Origin of the sequence: Streptosporangium album, assembly GCF_014203795.1 — a bacterium.
Lineage (GTDB): Bacteria > Actinomycetota > Actinomycetes > Streptosporangiales > Streptosporangiaceae > Streptosporangium > Streptosporangium album.
The window spans coordinates 1,716,299-1,734,534 of record NZ_JACHJU010000001.1; the positions used below are offsets into that span (position 1 = coordinate 1,716,299).

Genomic DNA, 18,236 nt, shown 5'->3' on the forward strand with positions numbered 1-18,236 from the left:
CCGTGCGACCGCATCCGCCCCTCGTTGCACACTCTTGCCCAGATAGGTGACGGAGCGCTTTGTTTATAGCACGATCCGTGACCGTTTTTTTGATTTTCCGAAACACAGAAAAGACGCCCCCCGCCCGGTCGGGCGAGGGGCGTCGTCACGGACGGACCCGGAGATCTTCGCGTGCGATCCCGGAAGCGGATACGGCGGGCCAGAGGTGGATACGGCGGGCTAGAGCCGGGCGACTCCGTCGGCGCGGGCCTGCGCGGCTACCGCGGCGACGACCGCCGGGGCGACGCGCTCGTCGAACGGGCTGGGGATCACGTAGTCGGCCGACAGGTCGTCGTCGCCGACCACGGCGGCCAGCGCATCTGCCGCGGCCACCTTCATGTTCTCGGTGATGGTGGTGGCGCGGACGTCGAGCGCCCCCCGGAAGACGCCGGGGAAGGCCAGCACGTTGTTGATCTGGTTGGGGAAGTCGGAGCGACCGGTCGCCACCACCCGGGCGTGCCTCCTGGCGATCTCCGGGTGCACCTCGGGGTCCGGGTTGGACAGCGCGAAGACGATGGAGCCGGGTGCCATCGAGGCGATGGCCCGCTCCGAGACCGTGGAGCCCGACAGGCCGACGAACACGTCGGCCCCGGCCAGCGCCTCCTCCGTGGACCCCCGCAGGCCGGCCCGGTTGGTGTCGCGCGCCAGGGCCTCCTTCACCGGGTTGAGCCCGTCGCGGCCCCGGTAGATCAGGCCCTTGGAGTCGGAGACCGCGATGTCGCCGATGCCGGCGTTGAGCAGGATGCGGCTGACCGCGACGCCGGACGCGCCCGCGCCCGCCACCACGGCCCGCAGATCGCCCAGCGTGCGGCCGGTCAGCCGGGCCGCGTTCCTGAGCGCCGCCAGCACGACGATCGCGGTGCCGTGCTGGTCGTCGTGGAAGACGGGGATGTCCAGGAGCTCGCGAAGCCGTTCCTCGACCTCGAAGCAGCGGGGCGCGCTGATGTCCTCCAGATTGATGCCGCCGAAGGAGGGCGCGAGCCGTACCACCGTCTCGACCAGCGCGTCCACGTCGGTGCAGTCGAGGCAGATCGGCACCGCGTCGACCCCGGCGAACTCCTTGAACAGCAGCGCCTTGCCCTCCATGACCGGCATGGCGGCGGCGGGCCCGATGTCGCCGAGCCCGAGCACGGCGGTGCCGTCGGAGACGACGGCGACCACGTTGGGCACCCAGGTGTAGTCGTTGACGAGCTCGGGCCGCTCGGCGATCGCGGTGCAGACCCGGGCCACCCCCGGGGTGTAGGCGAGCGCCAGGTCGGCGGCGTCGCGGACCGGGACGGTGGAGCGGACCTCCAGCTTGCCGCCGCGGTGCAGGGCGAAGGCCGGATCCAGATCGAGGACGTCGGGAGTGTCGGGAGAAACGGACGATGGCGTGACGGCCACAGCGACCCCTGTAGTTCAGTCAGACAGACGGACAGTTCCTTAGACGCCGTGGCGGGCGTGGCCCGGCTTCGGTAGCCGCTCGGGGCCCGCTCGCTGAGCACGGTCGTCTGGAGGGGGTACGGGGGTCACCCGTTGGTCGATTGTGCCACATGTTGAGACTCCGGCAGGTGGTGGAGCGATGACGGAGCGGCTTACTTTCGATGAGCGGCTCCTTCCAATGCGTGGTGGCGATCTCGCCACCCGTGTAATACTCAGGGCTTCATTCATCACTTACATCGACGGGTCGCCGTGGATCTGACCTCCTATGCCGAGCTGGCTGTGCTGCTCATCAACAGCCCCGACCGACTGACCGGCCTGGACGGGCTGCGCTCCCTCCTCGAGGAGGGTCGCCGCTACCGTCCCGGCTGCCGCATCACCCGGGGTGACCTCGACGCCCTGCGCGATCTGCGCGAGGAGCTCGTGACGGTGTTCGCGGCCGCGGCCGGCGGCGACGAGCAGGACGTGGTCGACCGGCTCAACTCGCTGCTGATCCAGCATCCGGTCCAGCCGCAGATCTCCGGTCACGACGGCGAGCGCTGGCACCTGCACCTCACCGAGGGCGGCCGGATGGCCGACCAGTACGCCGTGGGCGCGGTGATGGGCCTGGCCACGATCGTCACCGACCTCGGCGTGGACCGGCTCGGCCTCTGCCAGGCTCCGCCCTGCCGCCGGGCCTATCTCGACACCTCCTCCAACCGGTCCCGGCGCTACTGCTCGGAGCGGTGCGCCAGCCGTGCGAACGTGGCCGCCTACCGCGCCCGCAAGAAGGTCAACGGCCAGTAGCGCAGCACCACCCGGCCGACCAGGGCCGACGGCGGCAGAGCGCCGAAGTCCCAGCTGTCGCGGCGGCCGGGGGCCCGCTGGTTGTCGCTCTCCAGCCACCACTCGCCGTCCGCCTCCCATACGGCCCGTTTGACGATCAGCCGCGACGGGTCGGACGGGAGCCGGGCGACGACCAGATCCCCTGCTCGGATCGGTGCGCCGCGCCGTACCCAGAGCCAGTCCCCGGAGCGCAGCGCGGGCAGCATCGAGTTCCCCTCGACACGGACTCTCACAGGGCGCAGCCCCCTCCCACACGGGTTTTCGAAGACGGGTAAGGTCGATTACTGGACCAGCTGATCTCAGCATCAAGGAAGGATTTTCCGATGCTCGCACGACTTATGCGACCCAAGCACGTCGCGTCCGCGCACTGCGACCTGCCGTGTGGCGTGTACGACCCGGCCCAGGCTCGCATCGAGGCCGAGTCCGTGAAGGCCATCATGGAGAAGTACGCCGCGAACGAGGACCCGGTCTTCCGTTCTCGCGCGCTCACCATCAAGGAGGAGCGGTCGGAGCTGGTCAAGCACCACCTGTGGGTGCTGTGGACCGACTACTTCAAGCCTCCGCACCTGGAGACCTACCCGCAGCTGCACCAGCTCTTCTGGGACGCCACGAAGCTGGCCGGCGCCGCGGGCGGCAAGGGGACGGTCGACGTCGCCAAGGCCGACGAGCTCCTGGGCAAGATCGACGAGATTTCCAAGATTTTCTGGGCGACCAAGGCCGCCTGAGCGGGTTGTCGCCGAGGCACGCCGATGATCCCCGCTGAGAGGTGGAGGGACGCGGCGGGCGGACGGCAAGGCGGCGCGCGGAGGTGCGGTCGCCGTCACAGGCCCCGTGGGGAGTGCGACCACACGGGGCCTGACCTGTTGAGATGTCCCATTGAGGCGTCTTAGTGGGTTCTTGAGGTGTTCAAATCGTCCGGATCGCGAGTCCAATTGGGCCATCCACCCTCTCGGGGCTGTAGGTTGCAGTCAGCGACTCTGCGAGGAGGAACGTGACCGAACACACCGAGACGCCGGCGGTCGATATGGGCGGGATCCGCGACGTGGTGACCGTCCGGCTGCCGGCCGCGAGTGCCTATCTTTCCGTGCTGCGTACGGCGACCGCCGGACTGGCCGCACGGCTGGACTTCACGCTTGACGAGATCGAGGATCTGCGGATCGCGGTCGACGAGGCGTGCGCGATGCTGTTGACCCAAGCTGTTCCCGGGACCGACCTGTCGGCCGAGTTCGAGCTCACCGGTCAGCTGATGCAGGTCCGGGTCGAGGTCAGCACGGTGGGCAGCAGCGCGCCCAAACGCGACGACTTCGCGTGGATGGTGCTCACCGCCCTGGCCGACGATGTGGATGCCGTAACCGACTCCCCCGACCGCATGGCGATCGTGCTACGCAAGCGCCGAGGCGCGGCGAGGCCGGCGTGACGGAAAGGACTCGTGCCATGGCCGCCAGCGATCACGCGGTGCCCGACCGGGTGCGCGCGCGCCTGCTCTTCGCGGAACTGGCGGAGTTGACCCCCGACGACTCGCGGCGCCAGCGTATCCGTGACGAACTCGTCGAGCTCCATCTCCCCTTGGTGGAGTATCTCGCCCGACGGTTTCGCAACCGGGGCGAGTGGCTTGACGACCTCACCCAGGTCGCCACCATCGGCCTGATCAAATCGATCGACCGTTTCGATCTGGGGCGGGGGGTCGAGTTCTCCACCTACGCCACCCCGACGATCGTGGGCGAGATCAAGCGGCATTTCCGCGACAAGGGGTGGGCGGTCCGCGTGCCGCGCCGCCTGCAGGAGCTCAAGCTCTCGCTCACCAAGGCGATCAGCGAACTGTCGCAGCGCGAGGGGCGTGCGCCCACCGTCGGGGAGCTCGCCACGTTCCTCAAGATGACCGAGGAGGAGGTGCTCGAGGGGCTGGAGTCGGCCAACGCCTACTCGACGGTCTCCCTCGACGCGCCCGACTCCGGTGACGACGACGCGCCCGCGGTGGCCGACTCCCTGGGCATCGTGGACGACTCCCTGGAGGGCGTCGAATACCGCGAGTCGCTCAAGCCGCTGCTCGAACGGCTGCCGCCGCGCGAGAAGCGGATCCTGCTGCTGCGGTTCTTCGGCAACATGACCCAGTCGCAGATCGCCACCGAGCTGGGCATCTCGCAGATGCACGTCTCACGGCTGCTGGCCAGGACCCTCGCCCAGCTCCGTGAGGGGCTGACCGCGGAGGACTGACGCCCTTGCCGGGGTCTCAGTCTCGGTCGCCGTAGAGCTGGTCCCCGTAGAGGACATGGGTCGTCTGCGGGGACAGCAGCGCGACCACCCCGACCACCGCCGCGGCGATCAGCGGGATGCCGATGGCCTGCCGGCCGGACTGGATCAGCGTGATGGCGACCACGGCGGCGAAGATCTGCGCCAGCACGCCCGGACTCCGCGTCCACCGCTCGGTCCGCAGCATCCCCCAGGCCACCCAGAGCAGGCCCGCGCCGACGAGGATCCCGAATGCGGCGACGAAGAGCGAGCTCAGCACGTCGGAGGGCCGGCCGACCACCGTCTCGACGCCGACGTAGCCGCCGAGCAGCAGGCTGGTGACGCCTTCCAGCCCCAGGACGGCGGCGGCGACGGTGAGGGTCATCGGGCGATTCGACACATCCCAACTCTATCGCCGGGGCGCCTCGGTCGGATTTCCCCAGCCCGGACGGCCATATCGGCGGATACCCTGGCGTTATGCGCGCGATGCTCCTGGTGAACCCCAAGGCGACGACGACCAACCGGCGGACGCAGGACGTGCTCATCGGGGCTCTCAGCGCCACCATGAGTATCACGGTCGAGGAGACGGCCTATCGCGGGCACGCGGCTCTGCTCTCCCGTAAGGCCCACGCCTCGGGATACGACGTGGTGGCCGTGCTCGGTGGCGACGGCACGATCAACGAGGCCGCGAACGGCCTTCTCGACGCGGAGGACGGCCGGGACGGGGATGCGACGGACCGTCCGGCGTTGCTGGTGATCCCCGGCGGCAGCGCGAACGTCTTCGCCCGGGCGCTGGGGCTGCCGAACAGCACGGTCGAGGCGGTCGGCGCGGTGCTGGAGGCGATCCGTGACGGCCGGCGGCGCACCGTCGGGCTGGGACAGGCGCTCTGGAATGACGAAAGCCGATATTTCACGTTCTGTAGTGGCTTGGGGTATGACGCCGAAGTGATCCGGGCGGTGGAGGGCATGCGCGGCACCGGCCGCAAGGCCACCCCCACGCGCTATGTGAACACCGCGTTACACCACTATCTCTCGACCGACAAACGCCATGCCGCCATCACCATCGAGGGGCCGGACGTGCCCCGGGCCGGAAACGTCTTCATGGCGATCATCTCCAACACCTCGCCCTGGACCTACGTGGGCTCCCGGCCGATCTGCCCGACCCCGTGGGCGAGCTTCGAGACGGGTCTCGACCTGTTGGGACTCCAGCGCCTGGGCATGCCGTCGATGGTCCACCTCCTGCCCCAGATCACAGGTGCGCGCGACACCCTGCCCACCGGCCGCCACCTGGTGCAGCTCCATGACGAGAAGGAGTTCACGCTGACCGCCGAACGCCCGGTGGCCTTCCAGCTCGACGGCGACTACCTGGGCGAGGTCGAGCAGGTGACCTTCCGGTCCATCCCGAACGCGTTACAAGTCTTGGTCTAGCTCGTTACATGCGGTCATTGTGTGACGCATCCGACATGCATATCCGGCAAAACGTTCCCCCAAACCTCTTGCATGTACTGAGCGTGGCTGACAATCTCAACATTGACGTCGGAACGTAGGACCTTTGATCGACCACCTCGCTCCCAGGCCACCGACGATCAAGCGAACGTGTCCCGGACCGAACAAGGCTCGGGTAATCGTCCGCTCTGGTTAGTGAAAGTCTTCACAAAGTGAGCCGATGGAGCCGCAGCAAGGGCTCCTCTTACGAAGGAGTGGACGCATGGACTGGCGCCACCGCGCTGCCTGCCGTGACGTGGACCCCGAGCTGTTCTTCCCGATCGGCAACACCGGCCCTGCCCTGATGCAGATCGAAGAGGCCAAGCAGGTCTGCCGTACGTGCACCATAAGTGAAGCATGCCTCAAGTGGGCGCTGGAGTCCGGGCAGGACGCAGGCGTCTGGGGCGGCCTGAGCGAGGACGAGCGCCGCGCATACAAGCGCCGCACCGCCCGCGCCCGCACCCGCGCGAACGCCTGACCGGACTACGCCGGCCCCTCCCCGGCCGCGGCTCAGGCCGCGGGGAGGGGGATGCCGAGGGTGACCTCGGTGCCGCCGCCCTGCCGGGGCTCGATGGCCAGCCGGCCCGACAGCTCCCCGACGACCAGGGTACGCACGATCTGCAGCCCCAGGCTGGTGGACGACTCCAGGTCGAATCCCTCCGGCAGGCCGGTCCCGTCATCGGACACGATCACGTCGAGCCGGTCGGCCCCCCGCGAGACGATCACCTGAAGCCGGCCCGGCCGATGTGCCAGCCCGTGCTGGACGGCGTTCTGCAGAAGCTCGGTGAGGACCATCGCCAGCGGCGTCGCGATCTCCGAGCGCAGCACCCCGAACGACCCGATGCGACGCGGCACGACCTGCGCCTCCGGGGCGGCCACCTCACCCGTCATCGCGATCACACGGTCGGCGATGTCGTCGAAGTCCACCTGCTCGTCGGGAGTGTGCGACAGCGTCTCGTGCACGATCGCGATCGACCCGACCCTGCGCACCGCCTCCTCCAGCGCCTCGCGACCCTCCGGCTGCCTCAGTCGCCGGGCCTGCAGCCGGAGCAGCGCCGCCACCGTCTGCAGGTTGTTCTTCACCCGGTGGTGGATCTCCCTGATGGTCGCGTCCTTGGTCATCAGCTCCCGCTCGCGACGCCGCAGCTCGGTCACGTCCCGGATGAGCACCAGCGCGCCGATCCGCCCGCCCCCGACGACCAGCGGGATCGCCCGTAGCTGCACGACGGTGCCACCCGACTCGACCTCGGTCTCCCGGGGCTCCCTGCCGCTGGCCACGATCATCAGGTTCTCGTTGATGGGCTCGTCGGAGTAGCAGAGGGTGGCGGTCGTACGGCCCAGCTCGGCGCCGACCAGGTCCGCGTTGAGACCCAGCCGCCGGTAGGCCGACAGCGCGTTCGGCGAGGCATAGGTGACCCGGCCCGCACGGTCCAGCCGGAGCAGGCCGTCGCCCACCCGCGGCGAACGGACCAGGATCGGCTCCGCGCCGGAGAAGGGGAATCTCCCCTCGGCCACCATCTGGGCCAGGTCCGAGGCGCTCTGCAGATAGGTGAGCTCGAGCCGTGACGGGGTGCGCGCCGAGGAGAGGTTCGTCGAGCGCTGGATCACCCCCAGGAAGTGGTCGGCCCGCCGTACCGGAATGGTCTCCTCACGCACCGGGACCCCGCTCGACCAGTCGGGGTCGCCCTCCCGGCAGATCCGCCGCTCGTTCCAGGCGGTGTCGATGAGCACCCGCTCGCCCTTGGCCGCGGTCATCCCGACGATGTCGTCGTGATAGACGGTGGGCCCCGTGGTGGGCCGCATCTGCGCGACGGCGATCCATCCCGTGCCGTTCTTGAGCGGGACCCAGAGGACGAGATCGGCGAACGACAGGTCGGCCAGGAGCTGCCAGTCGGAGACCAGTGAGTGCGTCCATTCGAGGTCGGCGGCGTCGAGTGCGGTGTGGCGAATCGCCAGGTCACTTAGAGTCGGCACCCGTGCATCATGCGTTCTTTGCGGGCCCGAACGCGAATCGAGCGGGTCTGACTGGCAGGATGCCCGCTATGGAGCAGATTCCAGACCCGCTGGCCCGGTTCCGCGCGGCCACGGGCATGCGGGAGACCGCGGGGGTCAGGCGTGTCCTGCGCGCCCGGACACCGGACGACGACGGCCTGATCGACCTGGCCTCCAACGACTACCTCGGGCTGGCCAGAGACGGGAGGCTGGTCGCGGCGGCGACCGCGGCCACCCGGACCTGGGGCACCGGTTCCACCGGCTCCCGCCTGGTCACCGGCTCCACCGCGCTCCATGCCGAGCTGGAGGGGCGGCTGTGCGCCTTCACCGGGGCCCCCGGGGCTCTGGTGTTCTCCTCCGGGTACCTGGCCAACCTGGCTGCCGTGGCCACCCTGGGCAGGGGCGCGCTGGTGGTCTCCGACGCGGGCAACCACGCGTCCATCGTGGACGCCTGCCGGCTGTCCCGTTCCCGCGTGGTGGTCACCCCGCACAGGGACGTGACGGCGGTGGAGAAGGCGCTGGCCGGCCGGGACGAGGAGCACGCGGTCGTGGTCACCGACGCGGTCTTCTCCGTCGACGGGGACCTGGCGCCGCTGGAGGCCCTGCACGCGGCAGCCGTACGGCAGGGCGCGCTGCTGGTCGTGGACGAGGCCCACGCGATCGGCGTCGTCGGCCCCTCCGGGCAGGGCGCGGTGCACGCGGCGGGCCTGGCGGCCGAGCCGGACGTTGTGAGAACGATCACACTGTCCAAGTCCCTGGGCTCCCAGGGCGGGGCCGTGCTCGGGGCTCCGGAGGTGATCGAGACGCTGATAGACACGGGCCGGTCGTTCATCTTCGACACCGGCCTGGCTCCCGGCAGCGTGGCGGCGGCACTCGCTGCTGTGGATATCCTTCAAAACCAGCCCGAACTGCCCGGATACGTACGGACCAGAGCGAGGGAGCTGGCCTCGATGGCCCGTGAGCTCGGCCTGGAGACCAGCGATCCGGCGGGTGCGGTCGTCCCGATCGTGCTCGGCCCACCCGAGGCCGCACTACGGGCCGCCCTCATCTGTGCGGAACGCGGAGTGCGCGCCGGATGTTTCCGGCCGCCTTCGGTGCCGGAAGGCCGCTCTTGCCTGCGGTTGACCGCACGGGCCAATCTGAGTTCCGATGATCTAGCGGTGACCAGGGGTGCACTCACCGCCGTGGCCGAGATGAAGGTGACCAAGTGAGTGAGCGAAACGGGCGGGTCCAGAGGCGCGGCGCCTCCGGTCACGCCGTTCCCGAGCCGTCTGGCGAGGTGCCGACGTGACGGACGACTCTCCCAGGATTCCCAAGTACTACGACGTCAAACGGAGCCTGCTCGCGCTGACCAAGTCCCTGTCGGCGGGCAGCGCGCTGCCCCCCGAACGGGCGCTGGCGGTCCGTTTCGAGACCTCGCGCACCACCGTGCGCCAGGCCCTGTCGGAACTGGTGGTCGAGGGCCGCCTGGTGCGCATGCAGGGCAAGGGGACCTTCGTCGCGCAGCCCAAGGTCGCCCAGGTCCTCCAGCTGACGTCCTACACCGGCGATCTGCGGACCGTCGGCCTCGAACCCGACACCAAGATCCTCGATATCAGCTACATCACCGCCGACGAACCCCTGGCACGCAGGCTGGCGATCAACCCCGGCGGCCGGGTGCTCCGCATCCACCGGCTGCGTCTGGCCAACGGCGAGCCGATGTCGATCGACACCACCCACCTGTCGGCCCGGCGCTTCCCCCGGCTCCGGCGGGAGATGGAGGTGCACGCCTCGCTGTACGAGACGCTGCACAACGCCTACAACGTGCGGCTGACCGACGCCGAGGAGATCATCGAGACCGTGCTGGCGACGCCGTACGACGCGCAGGTGCTGAGCGTCGACGTCGGCCTGCCGATGCTGCTGCTCACCCGGCACGCCTTCGACGCCGACGGAAACCCGGTGGAGTGGGCCCAGTCCCTCTACCGCGGCGACCGGTACAAGTTCGTCACCCGGCTGCGCCGCCCCTGACGGTTCCCGAGATCACGAGAGCCCGCCGCCGCCTAAGGTGAGGTGGATGAGCATCCTCGTGGTCACCGGGACCGACACCGGCGTGGGCAAGACGGTCGTCACCGCGGCGGTGGCGTCACTCGCCAGGGAGCGGGGCGCCTCGGTCGCGGTGGTGAAGCCCGCCCAGACCGGGGTCGCCGAGACGGAGCCCGGAGACCTCGACGACGTCATCCGGCTCGCCGGGGTGACGTCCACGTTCGAGTTCGCCCGGTTCCCCGACCCGCTCTCCCCCGCGGCGGCGGCCCGCACCTCGGGCCTTCCTCCGCTCTCCCTCACCCGGGCGGCGGCCCGGATCGGGGAGCTGGCCGAGTCGCACCGGCTGGTGGTCGTCGAAGGGGCGGGCGGGCTGCTCGTCCGCTTCGACGAGGAGGGGGCGACCCTGTCCGACCTGGCCCGGATGCTCTCCGCGCCGGTGCTCCTGGTGACCCGCGCGGCGCTGGGCACGCTCAACCACACCGCGCTGACGCTGGAGGCGATGGCCCACCACGGGCTGGAACCGGCCGGCGTGGTGATCGGCTCCTGGCCGGCCGAGCCCGGCCTGGCCGAGCGGTGCAACGTGGCGGATCTGGAGATGCTGGCCGCCCGGCCGCTGGCGGGCGCGCTCCCCGCGGGGGCCGGGACTCTCGATCGGGAGTCCTTCGCCCGTACGGCCCGCGCCGGCCTGGCCCCCGTGCTGGGCGGTGCGTTCGACCCCGCCGCCTTCCGCGACAGCTTCCGGCTCTCGCCGTGACCGTCCCGGGCTTTCCCCGTGGGCAATCCCGGGCCGTCACCATAGATGTCCCCGGGTTTTTGTCGCGGACGACCCTGGGCTCGTGCCGGGGCCGACCCTAGGCTCTTGCTGTAGACGACGGCCGGAGAGCGGAGCAGCATGAGCGACATCCTGGAGATCGCCCGGACGCAGGTCCTGGAGGAGGGCCGGGGGCTCGACGCCGCGCAGGTCCTGCGCTGCCTGGAGCTACCCGATGACCGCCTCGCCGACCTGCTGGGGCTCGCCCACGAGGTGCGGATGAAGTGGTGCGGCCCCGAGGTGGAGGTCGAGGGGATCATCTCCCTCAAGACCGGCGGCTGCCCGGAGGACTGCCACTTCTGCTCCCAGTCGGGGCAGTTCTCCTCCCCGGTCCGCGCGGCCTGGCTGGACATCCCCTCCCTGGTCGAGGCGGCCAGGGAGACCGCGCAGACCGGGGCGACCGAGTTCTGCATCGTGGCCGCCGTGCGCGGGCCCGACCGGCGGCTGATGGACCAGGTCCGCGAGGGCGTCAAGGCGATCCGGGAGGCCGTGGACATCAACGTCGCCTGCTCGCTGGGCATGCTCACCCAGGCCCAGGTCGACGAACTGGCCGCCATCGGCGTGCACCGCTACAACCACAACCTGGAGACCGCCAGGTCGCACTTCGAATCCGTCGTCACCACCCACACGTGGCAGGAGCGCTGGGACACCTGCCTGATGGTGCGCGAGGCAGGGATGGAGCTCTGCTGCGGGGGCATCGTGGGCATGGGCGAGAGCCTCGCACAGCGGGCGGAGTTCGCCGGGCAGCTCGGCGAGCTGGAGCCCGACGAGGTCCCGCTGAACTTCCTCAACCCCCGTCCCGGCACGCCCTTCGAGTCGCTGCCGCTCCTTGAGGGCTCCGAGGCGCTCAAGACCATCGCCGCCTTCCGGCTCGCGCTGCCCCGCACGATCCTGCGCTACGCCGGGGGCCGCGAGCTGACCCTGGGCGACCTGGGCACCCGTGACGGCATGCTCGGCGGGATCAACGCGATCATCGTGGGCAACTACCTGACCACGCTGGGCCGTACCGCCGAACGGGACCTCGGCCTGCTGGTGGACCTGAAGATGCCGATCAAGGCGCTCTCCGAGACCCTCTGAGCCCCTGCCGTCACAGACCTGCGGTGACCTGGTGGGCGACCGCCATCCAGGCCGCGTGGACCATGAAGGGGATGACCGGCCGGGCGACGGCGCCGGCGTGGACACCGGGCCGCGTGAGACGTCGCCCGCGCCGATGACCTCCGTCGGCGGAGGAACCCGCCCACGGAGGTCATCGGCCATCGGGCGAGCACAATACGCGCCAAACGCGTTAGGCGGAACGAATCTGGGCAGGGTGAAGAACCCCTGTCCGGCTAAGTGACTGACTGGTAGGTTGCGCGATATGGAGTCCCCGAAGCACGCAGGTGACATCGCCGTCGCCGTCTCCAAGGCCTACGGCATCGAGACCATGTTCACCCTGTCCGGCGGGCACGTCTTCCCGCTCTACGACGGGGCGGTCCACGAGGGCATGCCCATCCTTGACGTGCGGCACGAGCAGAGCGCGGTCTTCGCCGCCGAGGCGACCGCCCGGCTGACCCGCAGACCCGGCCTGGCCGTGCTCACGGCCGGACCCGGCGTCACCAACGGGGTCAGCGGCGTGGCCACCGCGCACTTCAACGGCTCCCCGGTCGTGGTCCTGGGCGGCCGGGCGCCGCAGTCGCGCTGGGGCTCGGGCGCGCTGCAGGAGATCGACCACCCGCCGCTGTTCGCTCCCATCACCAAGCTGGCCTTCACCGGCTCCGGCCCCGACTCGGTCGCCGAGGACGTGGAGATGGCCTTCCGCACGGCCCTGGCCCCGCACCGCGGCCCGGTGTTCCTCGACTTCCACATGGACCACCTGTTCGCCGCCGCGCCCCCGCCCGACCACATCACCGAGACGCTGACCCCCTCACCGCTGGAGCCCGACTTCGACGCCCTCGCCGGGATCGCCCGCCTGCTCGCCGAGGCCGAGCGCCCGGTGCTGGTGCTGGGCTCGGACGTGTGGATGGACCGCGCCGAGGAGGTGGCGCGGGCCTTCGCCGAGGAGTTCCGCCTGCCGGTCATCCCCAACGGCCAGGGTCGCGGCATCCTGCCCGCCGGGCACGAGCTGCTGGTCACCCGGGCGCGCGGGCTCGCACTCACCCAGGCCGACCTGGTGATCGTCGCGGGCGCCCCGATGGACTTCCGCCTCGGCTACGGCTGGTTCGGCGGCAAGGACGGCGCCCCGCTCGCCAAGGTCGTCCACCTGGCCGACGCGCCGTCGCAGCTCACCACGCACATCGAGCCCTCCGGCGTCGCCGCCGGCGACCTGTCGCTGGTCTTCTGGGGGCTGGGTACGGCCTGCGAGCAGGCCGGCGTGTCGCCCGCGACCTACGCGCCGTGGCTGACGAAGCTGTCGGAGGCGGCGGCCTCGGCCATCGCCTCCGACGCCGAACTGCTAGCCTCCGACGCCGATCCGATCCACCCGATGCGGATCTACGGCGAGCTGGCCAAGATCCTCGCCGACGACGCCGTGGTGATCGGCGACGGCGGCGACTTCGTCTCCTACGCGGGCAAATACGTCGAGCCCCAGAAGCCCGGCAACTGGCTCGACCCGGGCCCGTACGGCTGCCTGGGCACCGGCCTGGGCTACGCCATCGCCGCCCGGGTGGCCCGGCCCTCCTCCCAGGTAGTGCTGCTGCTCGGCGACGGCGCGGCCGGCTTCTCGCTGATGGACGTGGACACGCTCGTACGGCACCGCCTGCCGGTGGTGATGATCTGCGGCAACAACGGCATGTGGGGGCTGGAGAAGCACCCCATGCAGATGCTCTACGGCTACGACGTGGCCGCCGAGCTCCAGCCGCAGTGCCGCTACGACCAGGTGGTGACCGCGCTCGGCGGCGGCGGCGAGCTCGTCACCGACCCGTCGCAGATCGGCCCGGCGCTGCGCCGCGCATTCGACTCCGGCGTGCCGTACATGGTCAACATCGCCACCGACCCGTCGATCGCCTACCCCCGCACCACCACCGGCGTCTAGCGGCCCCGGGCCGCTCCCGCGCCACCACCGCCGGCCAGGGGCCGCCGATGGTGGCGCGCCGCCGGGCTAGGAGCTGGGCGTCGGGGACGGGCTCGCGGTCGGGGGCGGCGAGGAGGGCACCGGGCACTTCTCGCTGCCGATGACGATCTCCACCGGCTTCCTGGGGTCCTGCATGGACCCGCCGACCGGGTGCTGCTCGACCACCTTCACGCACTGCGTGTAGTCGATGTCGGCGCTCTCGACGGTCTTCGCCTTCAGACCCGCCTTCTTGAGCTCGCTCTGGGCCGCATCCGGTGTCATGTCCATGACGTTCGGCACCCGCTTCTTCGGCACAGGCGTCGGGGTGGGAGTCGGCGTGGGCGTGGGCGTCGGGGTGGGGGTCGGCGTGGGCGTCGGAGTGGGGGTCGGTGTGCGGGTGACGCGCGACGGCCTGGCGGCCGTCGGGGTGACGATCGGCTTCGGCGTTCTCCGTGTCGCGGTCACGGTGGGCGTCGGCGACTCGCTCACGCTGGGAGAGGGGGAGGTCAACGGGGTTTCCTCCCCCGTGTTGGAGGCCGCCATCCCGTTGATCGCCACGGTGACGAGGCCGACGCACATCACCCCCACCACCGCGGCCGCCGCCAGCACCCCGCCCTTACGCCGCGGCTTCTTCGCGGCGCGACGGCCACGCCCCTGCGGGACCGCCTCGGTGGCCGGGCCGGGCGACGGAGACGTCGCGGGCGGCACGGCCCCCTGCCAACCGGTCTGCGACGGCACGGCCCCCTGCCAGCCGGTCTGCCCTGCGGCGTCGGCGGGCGAGGCGGGCGAGATCGGCGGCAGCGCCCTCGGACCGGTCTCCGGCCCGAGGTTCGCCGCCTGCCTCGCGGCGGTGCTCATCGCGGCGGCGCTGGGGAAACGGCGGGCCGGGTCCTTGGACAGGGCGCGCTCCACCAGCGCCCGGACCGCCGGCGGGATGCGCGGCGGCAGGGGCGGCGGTTCCTCGCGGATGTGCTTGAGCGCGATCGTGACCGGGGTGTCACCGTCGAAAGGCCGCTGCCCGGCCAGACACTCGTAGGCCACCACGCCCAGGGCGTAGATGTCCACGGCGAAGGTGACCGGCGCGCCCTCGGCCTGCTCGGGCGCGCAGTAGGCGGCGGTGCCGAGCACCATGCCCGCGTCGGTCAGTCTGCTGGCCGCGTCCGACCTGGCGATGCCGAAGTCGGTGAGCACGAGCGTGCCGTCGGCGCGCACCAGCAGGTTGCCGGGCTTGATGTCGCGGTGGACGATGCCCTGGTCATGCACCGCCTGCATGGCCGAGGCCGCCTGCGCGATGAGCTCCATCGCGGGACCGGGAGCGATGCTCCCCAGCCGTCCGAGCAGCCGGTCCAGCGGCTCCCCGTCGACGAACTTCATTACCAGGTATGCCGTCGCCCCCGCGCCGGGCACCTCGTGAATCCCGTAGTCGTAGACGTCGACGACCCCGGGATGGTTGATCGTGGCCATCGCCCGGGCCTCGCCCTGGAAGCGCACCAGGAAGCCCGGAGCGTCGGTACGGCCCGGAAGCAGCACCTTGACGGCGACGGTGCGGGCCAGGACGATGTCCTCACCTCGCCACACTTCGCCCATACCGCCGGCGCCGATGCGGGTATCCAAGCGATACCGCCCCGCCAGCGTCGTGCCTTGGGCCACCATGACTCCCCCGTAACCCTCTCCGTTCCCGCCCCAGGGCTCTCCAACAAAGCGGATTTGTATCGCATCGACGTCACGACGACGTAACGGACCCCTGCGAGCCGCATGCCCCACAAACAAGACGCGTGCCGTAGCATCGCACAAAACTCAGCACTTTTAGGTGCACTTGTATAGGTTGCATCCCTTTACGGCAGGGGCGTCGGTGATCACCGGTGATGTCGATTGGCGCCGGGCCACCACAACGGCGGCGACCACAGGTCCGCGACCAGACTCCGTCGTTCAAAGATCCCTAAAGGTAGGCATGCAAAGCCTAAATCTACTCACAGAAGAGCGGTGTTCCATCCGTCCGGGAGGGGCCGGCGGGCGAGGGCCTCAGCCGCTCACCGAACCGTGCTCCACGCAGCGCGCCGACCACCCGCCGGGGGTCACCTGGACCACCATCCGGCGGCGGCAGCGGGCGCAGTAGCGCGGCGGCTCCATCGTCCTCGCGGCGAGACAGCCCGCGTGGTCGCCCTCGGTGGCCGGACGGCCACAGTGATCGCAGTAGGAGGTCACGGGATCACCCTATGCTGACGGCCATGACGCTCACTCCCGGTCTGCGCGCCCAGCTCCTCATCATGGTCGAGAGGGGGGACACCGCGACGAAGATCGGCAGTGGAGACGTTCCCGTGCTGGCCACCCCTCGCGTGCTGGCCCTCGCCGAGCAGGCCACCGTCCAGGCGGTCACCGGTGCCCTGGACCCCGGCCAGACGTCCGTGGGCACCAAGGTCGCCCTGGAACACCTGGCGGCCAGCCCGGTGGGCACCCACGTCGAGGTCACCGCCGAGCTCACCGAGGTCGACGGCCGCCGCCTGGTCTTCGCCTTCACCGCCCGCGACCGGCACACCACCGTCGCGACCGGCACGATCGAGCGTGTGGTCGTCGACCGCGAACGCTTCCTCGCCAGGCTCTCCCGCTGACCGCCCAACCCGTCCACCGCCCTCATCCGTCCTCCCGGACACCGCCGGGCCGATCCGCGCACACGACGCTCTCCCGCCCCTTCCGGTATGGCGAGAGCCCGCGCGGCGGCACGGCGCCCGGCCGGACTACTCGATGACCGCGATGAGGTCGCCCTCCTGGATGACGTCACCCTCGGCGACCTTGAGCTCGGCGATCACACCGTCGTCCTCGGCGATGACAGGGATCTCCATCTTCATCGACTCAAGGATGACCAGGGTGTCGCCGTCCTCGACGGTGTCGCCCTGGGCGACCAGGACTTTCCAGACATTAGCCACCATCTCGGCGCGTACCTCAGCCACCGGACACTCCCATCAATCGCTGTGATCCAACTGTGCCAGACCGGCCTGCTCATGCCCTCATGCGAGCCACAAGTCCGGTGTCGTAGTTACCGCCGACGAACTCGGGGTGCTCCAGCAGCTCCACGCAGAACGGCAGGTTGCTCTTGGGGCCCGTGACCGTGAAGTCCGCCACGGCCCGCCGGGCGCGCTCCAGAGCCTCGGCCCGCGTCTCCCCGTACACGCACAGCTTGGCCATGAGCGGGTCGTAGAACGGCGTGACCGTGTTCCCGTCCGTGTAACCGGAATCCACCCGGACGCCCTCACCCGACGGCTCCACCCAGAAATCGATCTTCCCCGGTCCCGGGAAGAACCGCTTGGGGTCCTCGGCGTAGACCCGGAACTCGATCGCGTGACCGTGTGCGACCTGCGGGGGCACCGTCTCCTCGCCCGCGGCGATGCGCAGCTGCTGCTCGACGAGGTCCACGCCGGTGACCAGCTCGGTCACCGGATGCTCCACCTGGAGCCGGGTGTTCATCTCCAGGAACACGAAGTCCTGACGGTCGGCGTCCACCAGGCACTCCACGGTCCCGGCGCCGAGATACCCGACGGCCTCGCCCGCGCGCACGGCGGCGGCCAGCATGCGCTCCCGCAGCTCCGGGGTGATGCCGGGGGACGGCGTCTCCTCCACGATCTTCTGGTGGCGGCGCTGCACCGAGCAGTCACGCTCGCCCAGCGCGACCACCGTGCCGTCCGCGAGGCCGAGGATCTGCACCTCGACGTGACGAGCACGCTCGATATAGCGTTCCAGCAGGATCGCGGACGTCCCACCGAACCGCGAGGCGGCCCTGGACGCCTGCTCGAAGGCCTTGGCCAGCCCGGCCTCGTCACGGGCGACGCCCATCCCGATGCCGCCCCCGCCGCCCGCCGTCTTGACCATGACCGGATAGCCGATCCCGGCGGCGGCCACCACGGCCTCCTCCAGTCCGGTGACCGGCTCGCGGGTCCCGGCGGCCACGGGCACACCCGCCGCCTCCATCAGGTTCCGGGCGTTGATCTTGTCGCCCATCCGCTCGATCGCTTCGGGCGAGGGTCCGATCCAGGTCATGCCCGCGTCGATGACGGACCGGGCGAACCCGGCGTTCTCCGAGAAGAACCCGTAGCCCGGGTGAACGGCCTGAGCACCCGACTCGCGAGCGGCCTCAAGCACCTTGGCGGCGTCGAGGTAGCTCTGCGCCGGATTGGCCGGCCCCAGGAAGACCGCCTCGTCCGCCTCCCGGACGAACGGCAGGTCCGCGTCGGCCTCGGAATACACCGCGATGGCCCGTAGTCCCATGCGCTGGACCGTGCGGATGATTCGCCGTGCGATTTCGCCACGGTTCGCTATCAGAACAGACTCGAACACGTTGGTGGCCCCCTTTCGACCGCTCCACCTTATGACCGAGGTCCGGATCCAACCGTT

The 18,236-nt window shown here is 70.4% G+C and carries 20 protein-coding genes; 12 read left to right on the forward strand and 8 right to left on the reverse strand.

The annotated features are described in order from the left end of the window. Positions 1 to 219: 219 nt before the first annotated feature. A complete protein-coding gene (locus tag FHR32_RS07980) occupies positions 220 to 1,422 on the reverse strand; it encodes an NAD(P)-dependent malic enzyme (protein WP_312882151.1) in 1,203 nt (400 codons plus the stop codon). A gap of 288 nt (positions 1,423 to 1,710) precedes the next feature. Between FHR32_RS07980 and FHR32_RS07985 the strand changes: the two genes are divergently transcribed. Further along, positions 1,711 to 2,244, forward strand: coding sequence for a CGNR zinc finger domain-containing protein (locus tag FHR32_RS07985; RefSeq protein WP_184753707.1), 534 nt, complete (start codon positions 1,711 to 1,713; stop codon positions 2,242 to 2,244). On the opposite strand, the gene FHR32_RS07990 is transcribed toward FHR32_RS07985, so the two are convergent. After that, the gene (locus FHR32_RS07990) at positions 2,211 to 2,516 is read right to left on the reverse strand and encodes a S24 family peptidase (RefSeq protein ID WP_184753708.1); all 306 of its coding nucleotides are present in this window, start codon (positions 2,514 to 2,516) and stop codon (positions 2,211 to 2,213) included. The two genes, FHR32_RS07985 and FHR32_RS07990, sit on opposite strands and share 34 nt — an antisense overlap. A 90-nt stretch (positions 2,517 to 2,606) precedes the next feature. Here FHR32_RS07990 and sodN point away from each other — a divergent pair, with 90 nt between their 5' ends. From sodN to FHR32_RS08005, 3 genes are all read left to right on the forward strand, one after another. Next, positions 2,607 to 3,008 (forward strand): superoxide dismutase, Ni, encoded by a 402-nt coding sequence (gene sodN / locus FHR32_RS07995; RefSeq protein WP_184753709.1) that lies wholly within the window; start codon positions 2,607 to 2,609, stop codon positions 3,006 to 3,008. Between the two features lie 266 nt (positions 3,009 to 3,274). Then, entirely contained in the window at positions 3,275 to 3,700 is a 426-nt protein-coding gene (locus FHR32_RS08000; RefSeq protein ID WP_376773282.1) for an anti-sigma factor, read from the forward strand. Between the two features lie 17 nt (positions 3,701 to 3,717). After that, entirely contained in the window at positions 3,718 to 4,497 is a 780-nt protein-coding gene (locus tag FHR32_RS08005; RefSeq protein WP_221465310.1) for an RNA polymerase sigma factor SigF, read from the forward strand. Positions 4,498 to 4,513: 16 nt separating this feature from the next. On the opposite strand, the gene FHR32_RS08010 is transcribed toward FHR32_RS08005, so the two are convergent. Beyond that, entirely contained in the window at positions 4,514 to 4,897 is a 384-nt protein-coding gene (locus tag FHR32_RS08010; RefSeq protein ID WP_184753711.1) for a hypothetical protein, read from the reverse strand. A gap of 92 nt (positions 4,898 to 4,989) precedes the next feature. Between FHR32_RS08010 and FHR32_RS08015 the strand changes: the two genes are divergently transcribed. Both FHR32_RS08015 and FHR32_RS08020 read left to right on the forward strand, forming a co-directional pair. Continuing rightward, positions 4,990 to 5,940 carry a diacylglycerol/lipid kinase family protein gene (locus FHR32_RS08015; RefSeq protein WP_184753712.1) on the forward strand — a complete coding sequence of 317 codons (951 nt, stop codon included), beginning with the start codon at positions 4,990 to 4,992 and terminating at the stop codon, positions 5,938 to 5,940. Between the two features lie 280 nt (positions 5,941 to 6,220). Then, positions 6,221 to 6,475, forward strand: coding sequence for a WhiB family transcriptional regulator (locus FHR32_RS08020; RefSeq protein ID WP_184753713.1), 255 nt, complete (start codon positions 6,221 to 6,223; stop codon positions 6,473 to 6,475). Positions 6,476 to 6,507: 32 nt separating this feature from the next. Here the strand turns inward: FHR32_RS08020 and FHR32_RS08025 are convergent, their stop codons facing one another. Then, entirely contained in the window at positions 6,508 to 7,971 is a 1,464-nt protein-coding gene (locus FHR32_RS08025; RefSeq protein WP_184753714.1) for a PAS domain-containing sensor histidine kinase, read from the reverse strand. A 68-nt stretch (positions 7,972 to 8,039) separates the two neighbouring features. Here FHR32_RS08025 and FHR32_RS08030 point away from each other — a divergent pair, with 68 nt between their 5' ends. The 5 genes from FHR32_RS08030 to FHR32_RS08050 all read left to right on the forward strand — a co-directional run bounded on the left by FHR32_RS08030 (position 8,040) and on the right by FHR32_RS08050 (position 13,832). Beyond that, complete coding sequence (locus tag FHR32_RS08030; protein WP_246466041.1) at positions 8,040 to 9,200, forward strand: 8-amino-7-oxononanoate synthase; 1,161 nt, start codon at positions 8,040 to 8,042, stop codon at positions 9,198 to 9,200. A 76-nt stretch (positions 9,201 to 9,276) separates the two neighbouring features. Continuing rightward, positions 9,277 to 9,996: a GntR family transcriptional regulator gene (locus tag FHR32_RS08035; RefSeq protein WP_184753716.1), complete on the forward strand. Its 720-nt coding sequence runs from the start codon at positions 9,277 to 9,279 to the stop codon at positions 9,994 to 9,996. Between the two features lie 46 nt (positions 9,997 to 10,042). Next, entirely contained in the window at positions 10,043 to 10,765 is a 723-nt protein-coding gene (bioD, locus tag FHR32_RS08040; RefSeq protein ID WP_184753717.1) for a dethiobiotin synthase, read from the forward strand. 138 nt (positions 10,766 to 10,903) lie between these two features. Next, complete coding sequence (bioB, locus tag FHR32_RS08045) at positions 10,904 to 11,899, forward strand: biotin synthase BioB (protein WP_184753718.1); 996 nt, start codon at positions 10,904 to 10,906, stop codon at positions 11,897 to 11,899. A 280-nt stretch (positions 11,900 to 12,179) separates the two neighbouring features. Continuing rightward, positions 12,180 to 13,832, forward strand: coding sequence for an acetolactate synthase (locus FHR32_RS08050; protein ID WP_184753719.1), 1,653 nt, complete (start codon positions 12,180 to 12,182; stop codon positions 13,830 to 13,832). 66 nt (positions 13,833 to 13,898) lie between these two features. Here the strand turns inward: FHR32_RS08050 and FHR32_RS08055 are convergent, their stop codons facing one another. Beyond that, entirely contained in the window at positions 13,899 to 15,464 is a 1,566-nt protein-coding gene (locus tag FHR32_RS08055) for a serine/threonine protein kinase (protein WP_246466043.1), read from the reverse strand. Positions 15,465 to 15,872: 408 nt separating this feature from the next. Beyond that, entirely contained in the window at positions 15,873 to 16,055 is a 183-nt protein-coding gene (gene bsaP, locus FHR32_RS08060; RefSeq protein ID WP_184753721.1) for a biotin synthase auxiliary protein BsaP, read from the reverse strand. 23 nt (positions 16,056 to 16,078) lie between these two features. Here bsaP and FHR32_RS08065 point away from each other — a divergent pair, with 23 nt between their 5' ends. Further along, positions 16,079 to 16,459, forward strand: a complete 381-nt coding sequence (locus tag FHR32_RS08065) for a thioesterase family protein (protein ID WP_246466045.1) — start codon at positions 16,079 to 16,081, stop codon at positions 16,457 to 16,459. Positions 16,460 to 16,585: 126 nt separating this feature from the next. Here the strand turns inward: FHR32_RS08065 and FHR32_RS08070 are convergent, their stop codons facing one another. Continuing rightward, entirely contained in the window at positions 16,586 to 16,798 is a 213-nt protein-coding gene (locus FHR32_RS08070; protein ID WP_184753723.1) for a biotin/lipoyl-binding carrier protein, read from the reverse strand. A gap of 49 nt (positions 16,799 to 16,847) precedes the next feature. Then, positions 16,848 to 18,179 carry an acetyl-CoA carboxylase biotin carboxylase subunit gene (locus FHR32_RS08075; protein WP_184753724.1) on the reverse strand — a complete coding sequence of 444 codons (1,332 nt, stop codon included), beginning with the start codon at positions 18,177 to 18,179 and terminating at the stop codon, positions 16,848 to 16,850. Between the last annotated feature and the right edge of the window lie 57 nt (positions 18,180 to 18,236).

Excerpts from the sequence above, each read along its gene's own strand:
- sodN (WP_184753709.1), top strand. The coding sequence starts at position 2,607 with ATGCTCGCACGACTTATGCGACCCAAGCACGTCGCGTCCGCGCACTGC.
- FHR32_RS08005 (WP_221465310.1), top strand. The coding sequence starts at position 3,718 with ATGGCCGCCAGCGATCACGCGGTGCCCGACCGGGTGCGCGCGCGCCTG.
- FHR32_RS08010 (WP_184753711.1), bottom strand. The coding sequence starts at position 4,897 with ATGACCCTCACCGTCGCCGCCGCCGTCCTGGGGCTGGAAGGCGTCACC.
- FHR32_RS08015 (WP_184753712.1), top strand. The coding sequence starts at position 4,990 with ATGCGCGCGATGCTCCTGGTGAACCCCAAGGCGACGACGACCAACCGG.
- FHR32_RS08020 (WP_184753713.1), top strand. The coding sequence starts at position 6,221 with ATGGACTGGCGCCACCGCGCTGCCTGCCGTGACGTGGACCCCGAGCTG.
- FHR32_RS08030 (WP_246466041.1), top strand. The coding sequence starts at position 8,040 with ATGGAGCAGATTCCAGACCCGCTGGCCCGGTTCCGCGCGGCCACGGGC.
- bioD (WP_184753717.1), top strand. The coding sequence starts at position 10,043 with ATGAGCATCCTCGTGGTCACCGGGACCGACACCGGCGTGGGCAAGACG.
- bioB (WP_184753718.1), top strand. The coding sequence starts at position 10,904 with ATGAGCGACATCCTGGAGATCGCCCGGACGCAGGTCCTGGAGGAGGGC.
- FHR32_RS08050 (WP_184753719.1), top strand. The coding sequence starts at position 12,180 with ATGGAGTCCCCGAAGCACGCAGGTGACATCGCCGTCGCCGTCTCCAAG.
- FHR32_RS08065 (WP_246466045.1), top strand. The coding sequence starts at position 16,079 with ATGACGCTCACTCCCGGTCTGCGCGCCCAGCTCCTCATCATGGTCGAG.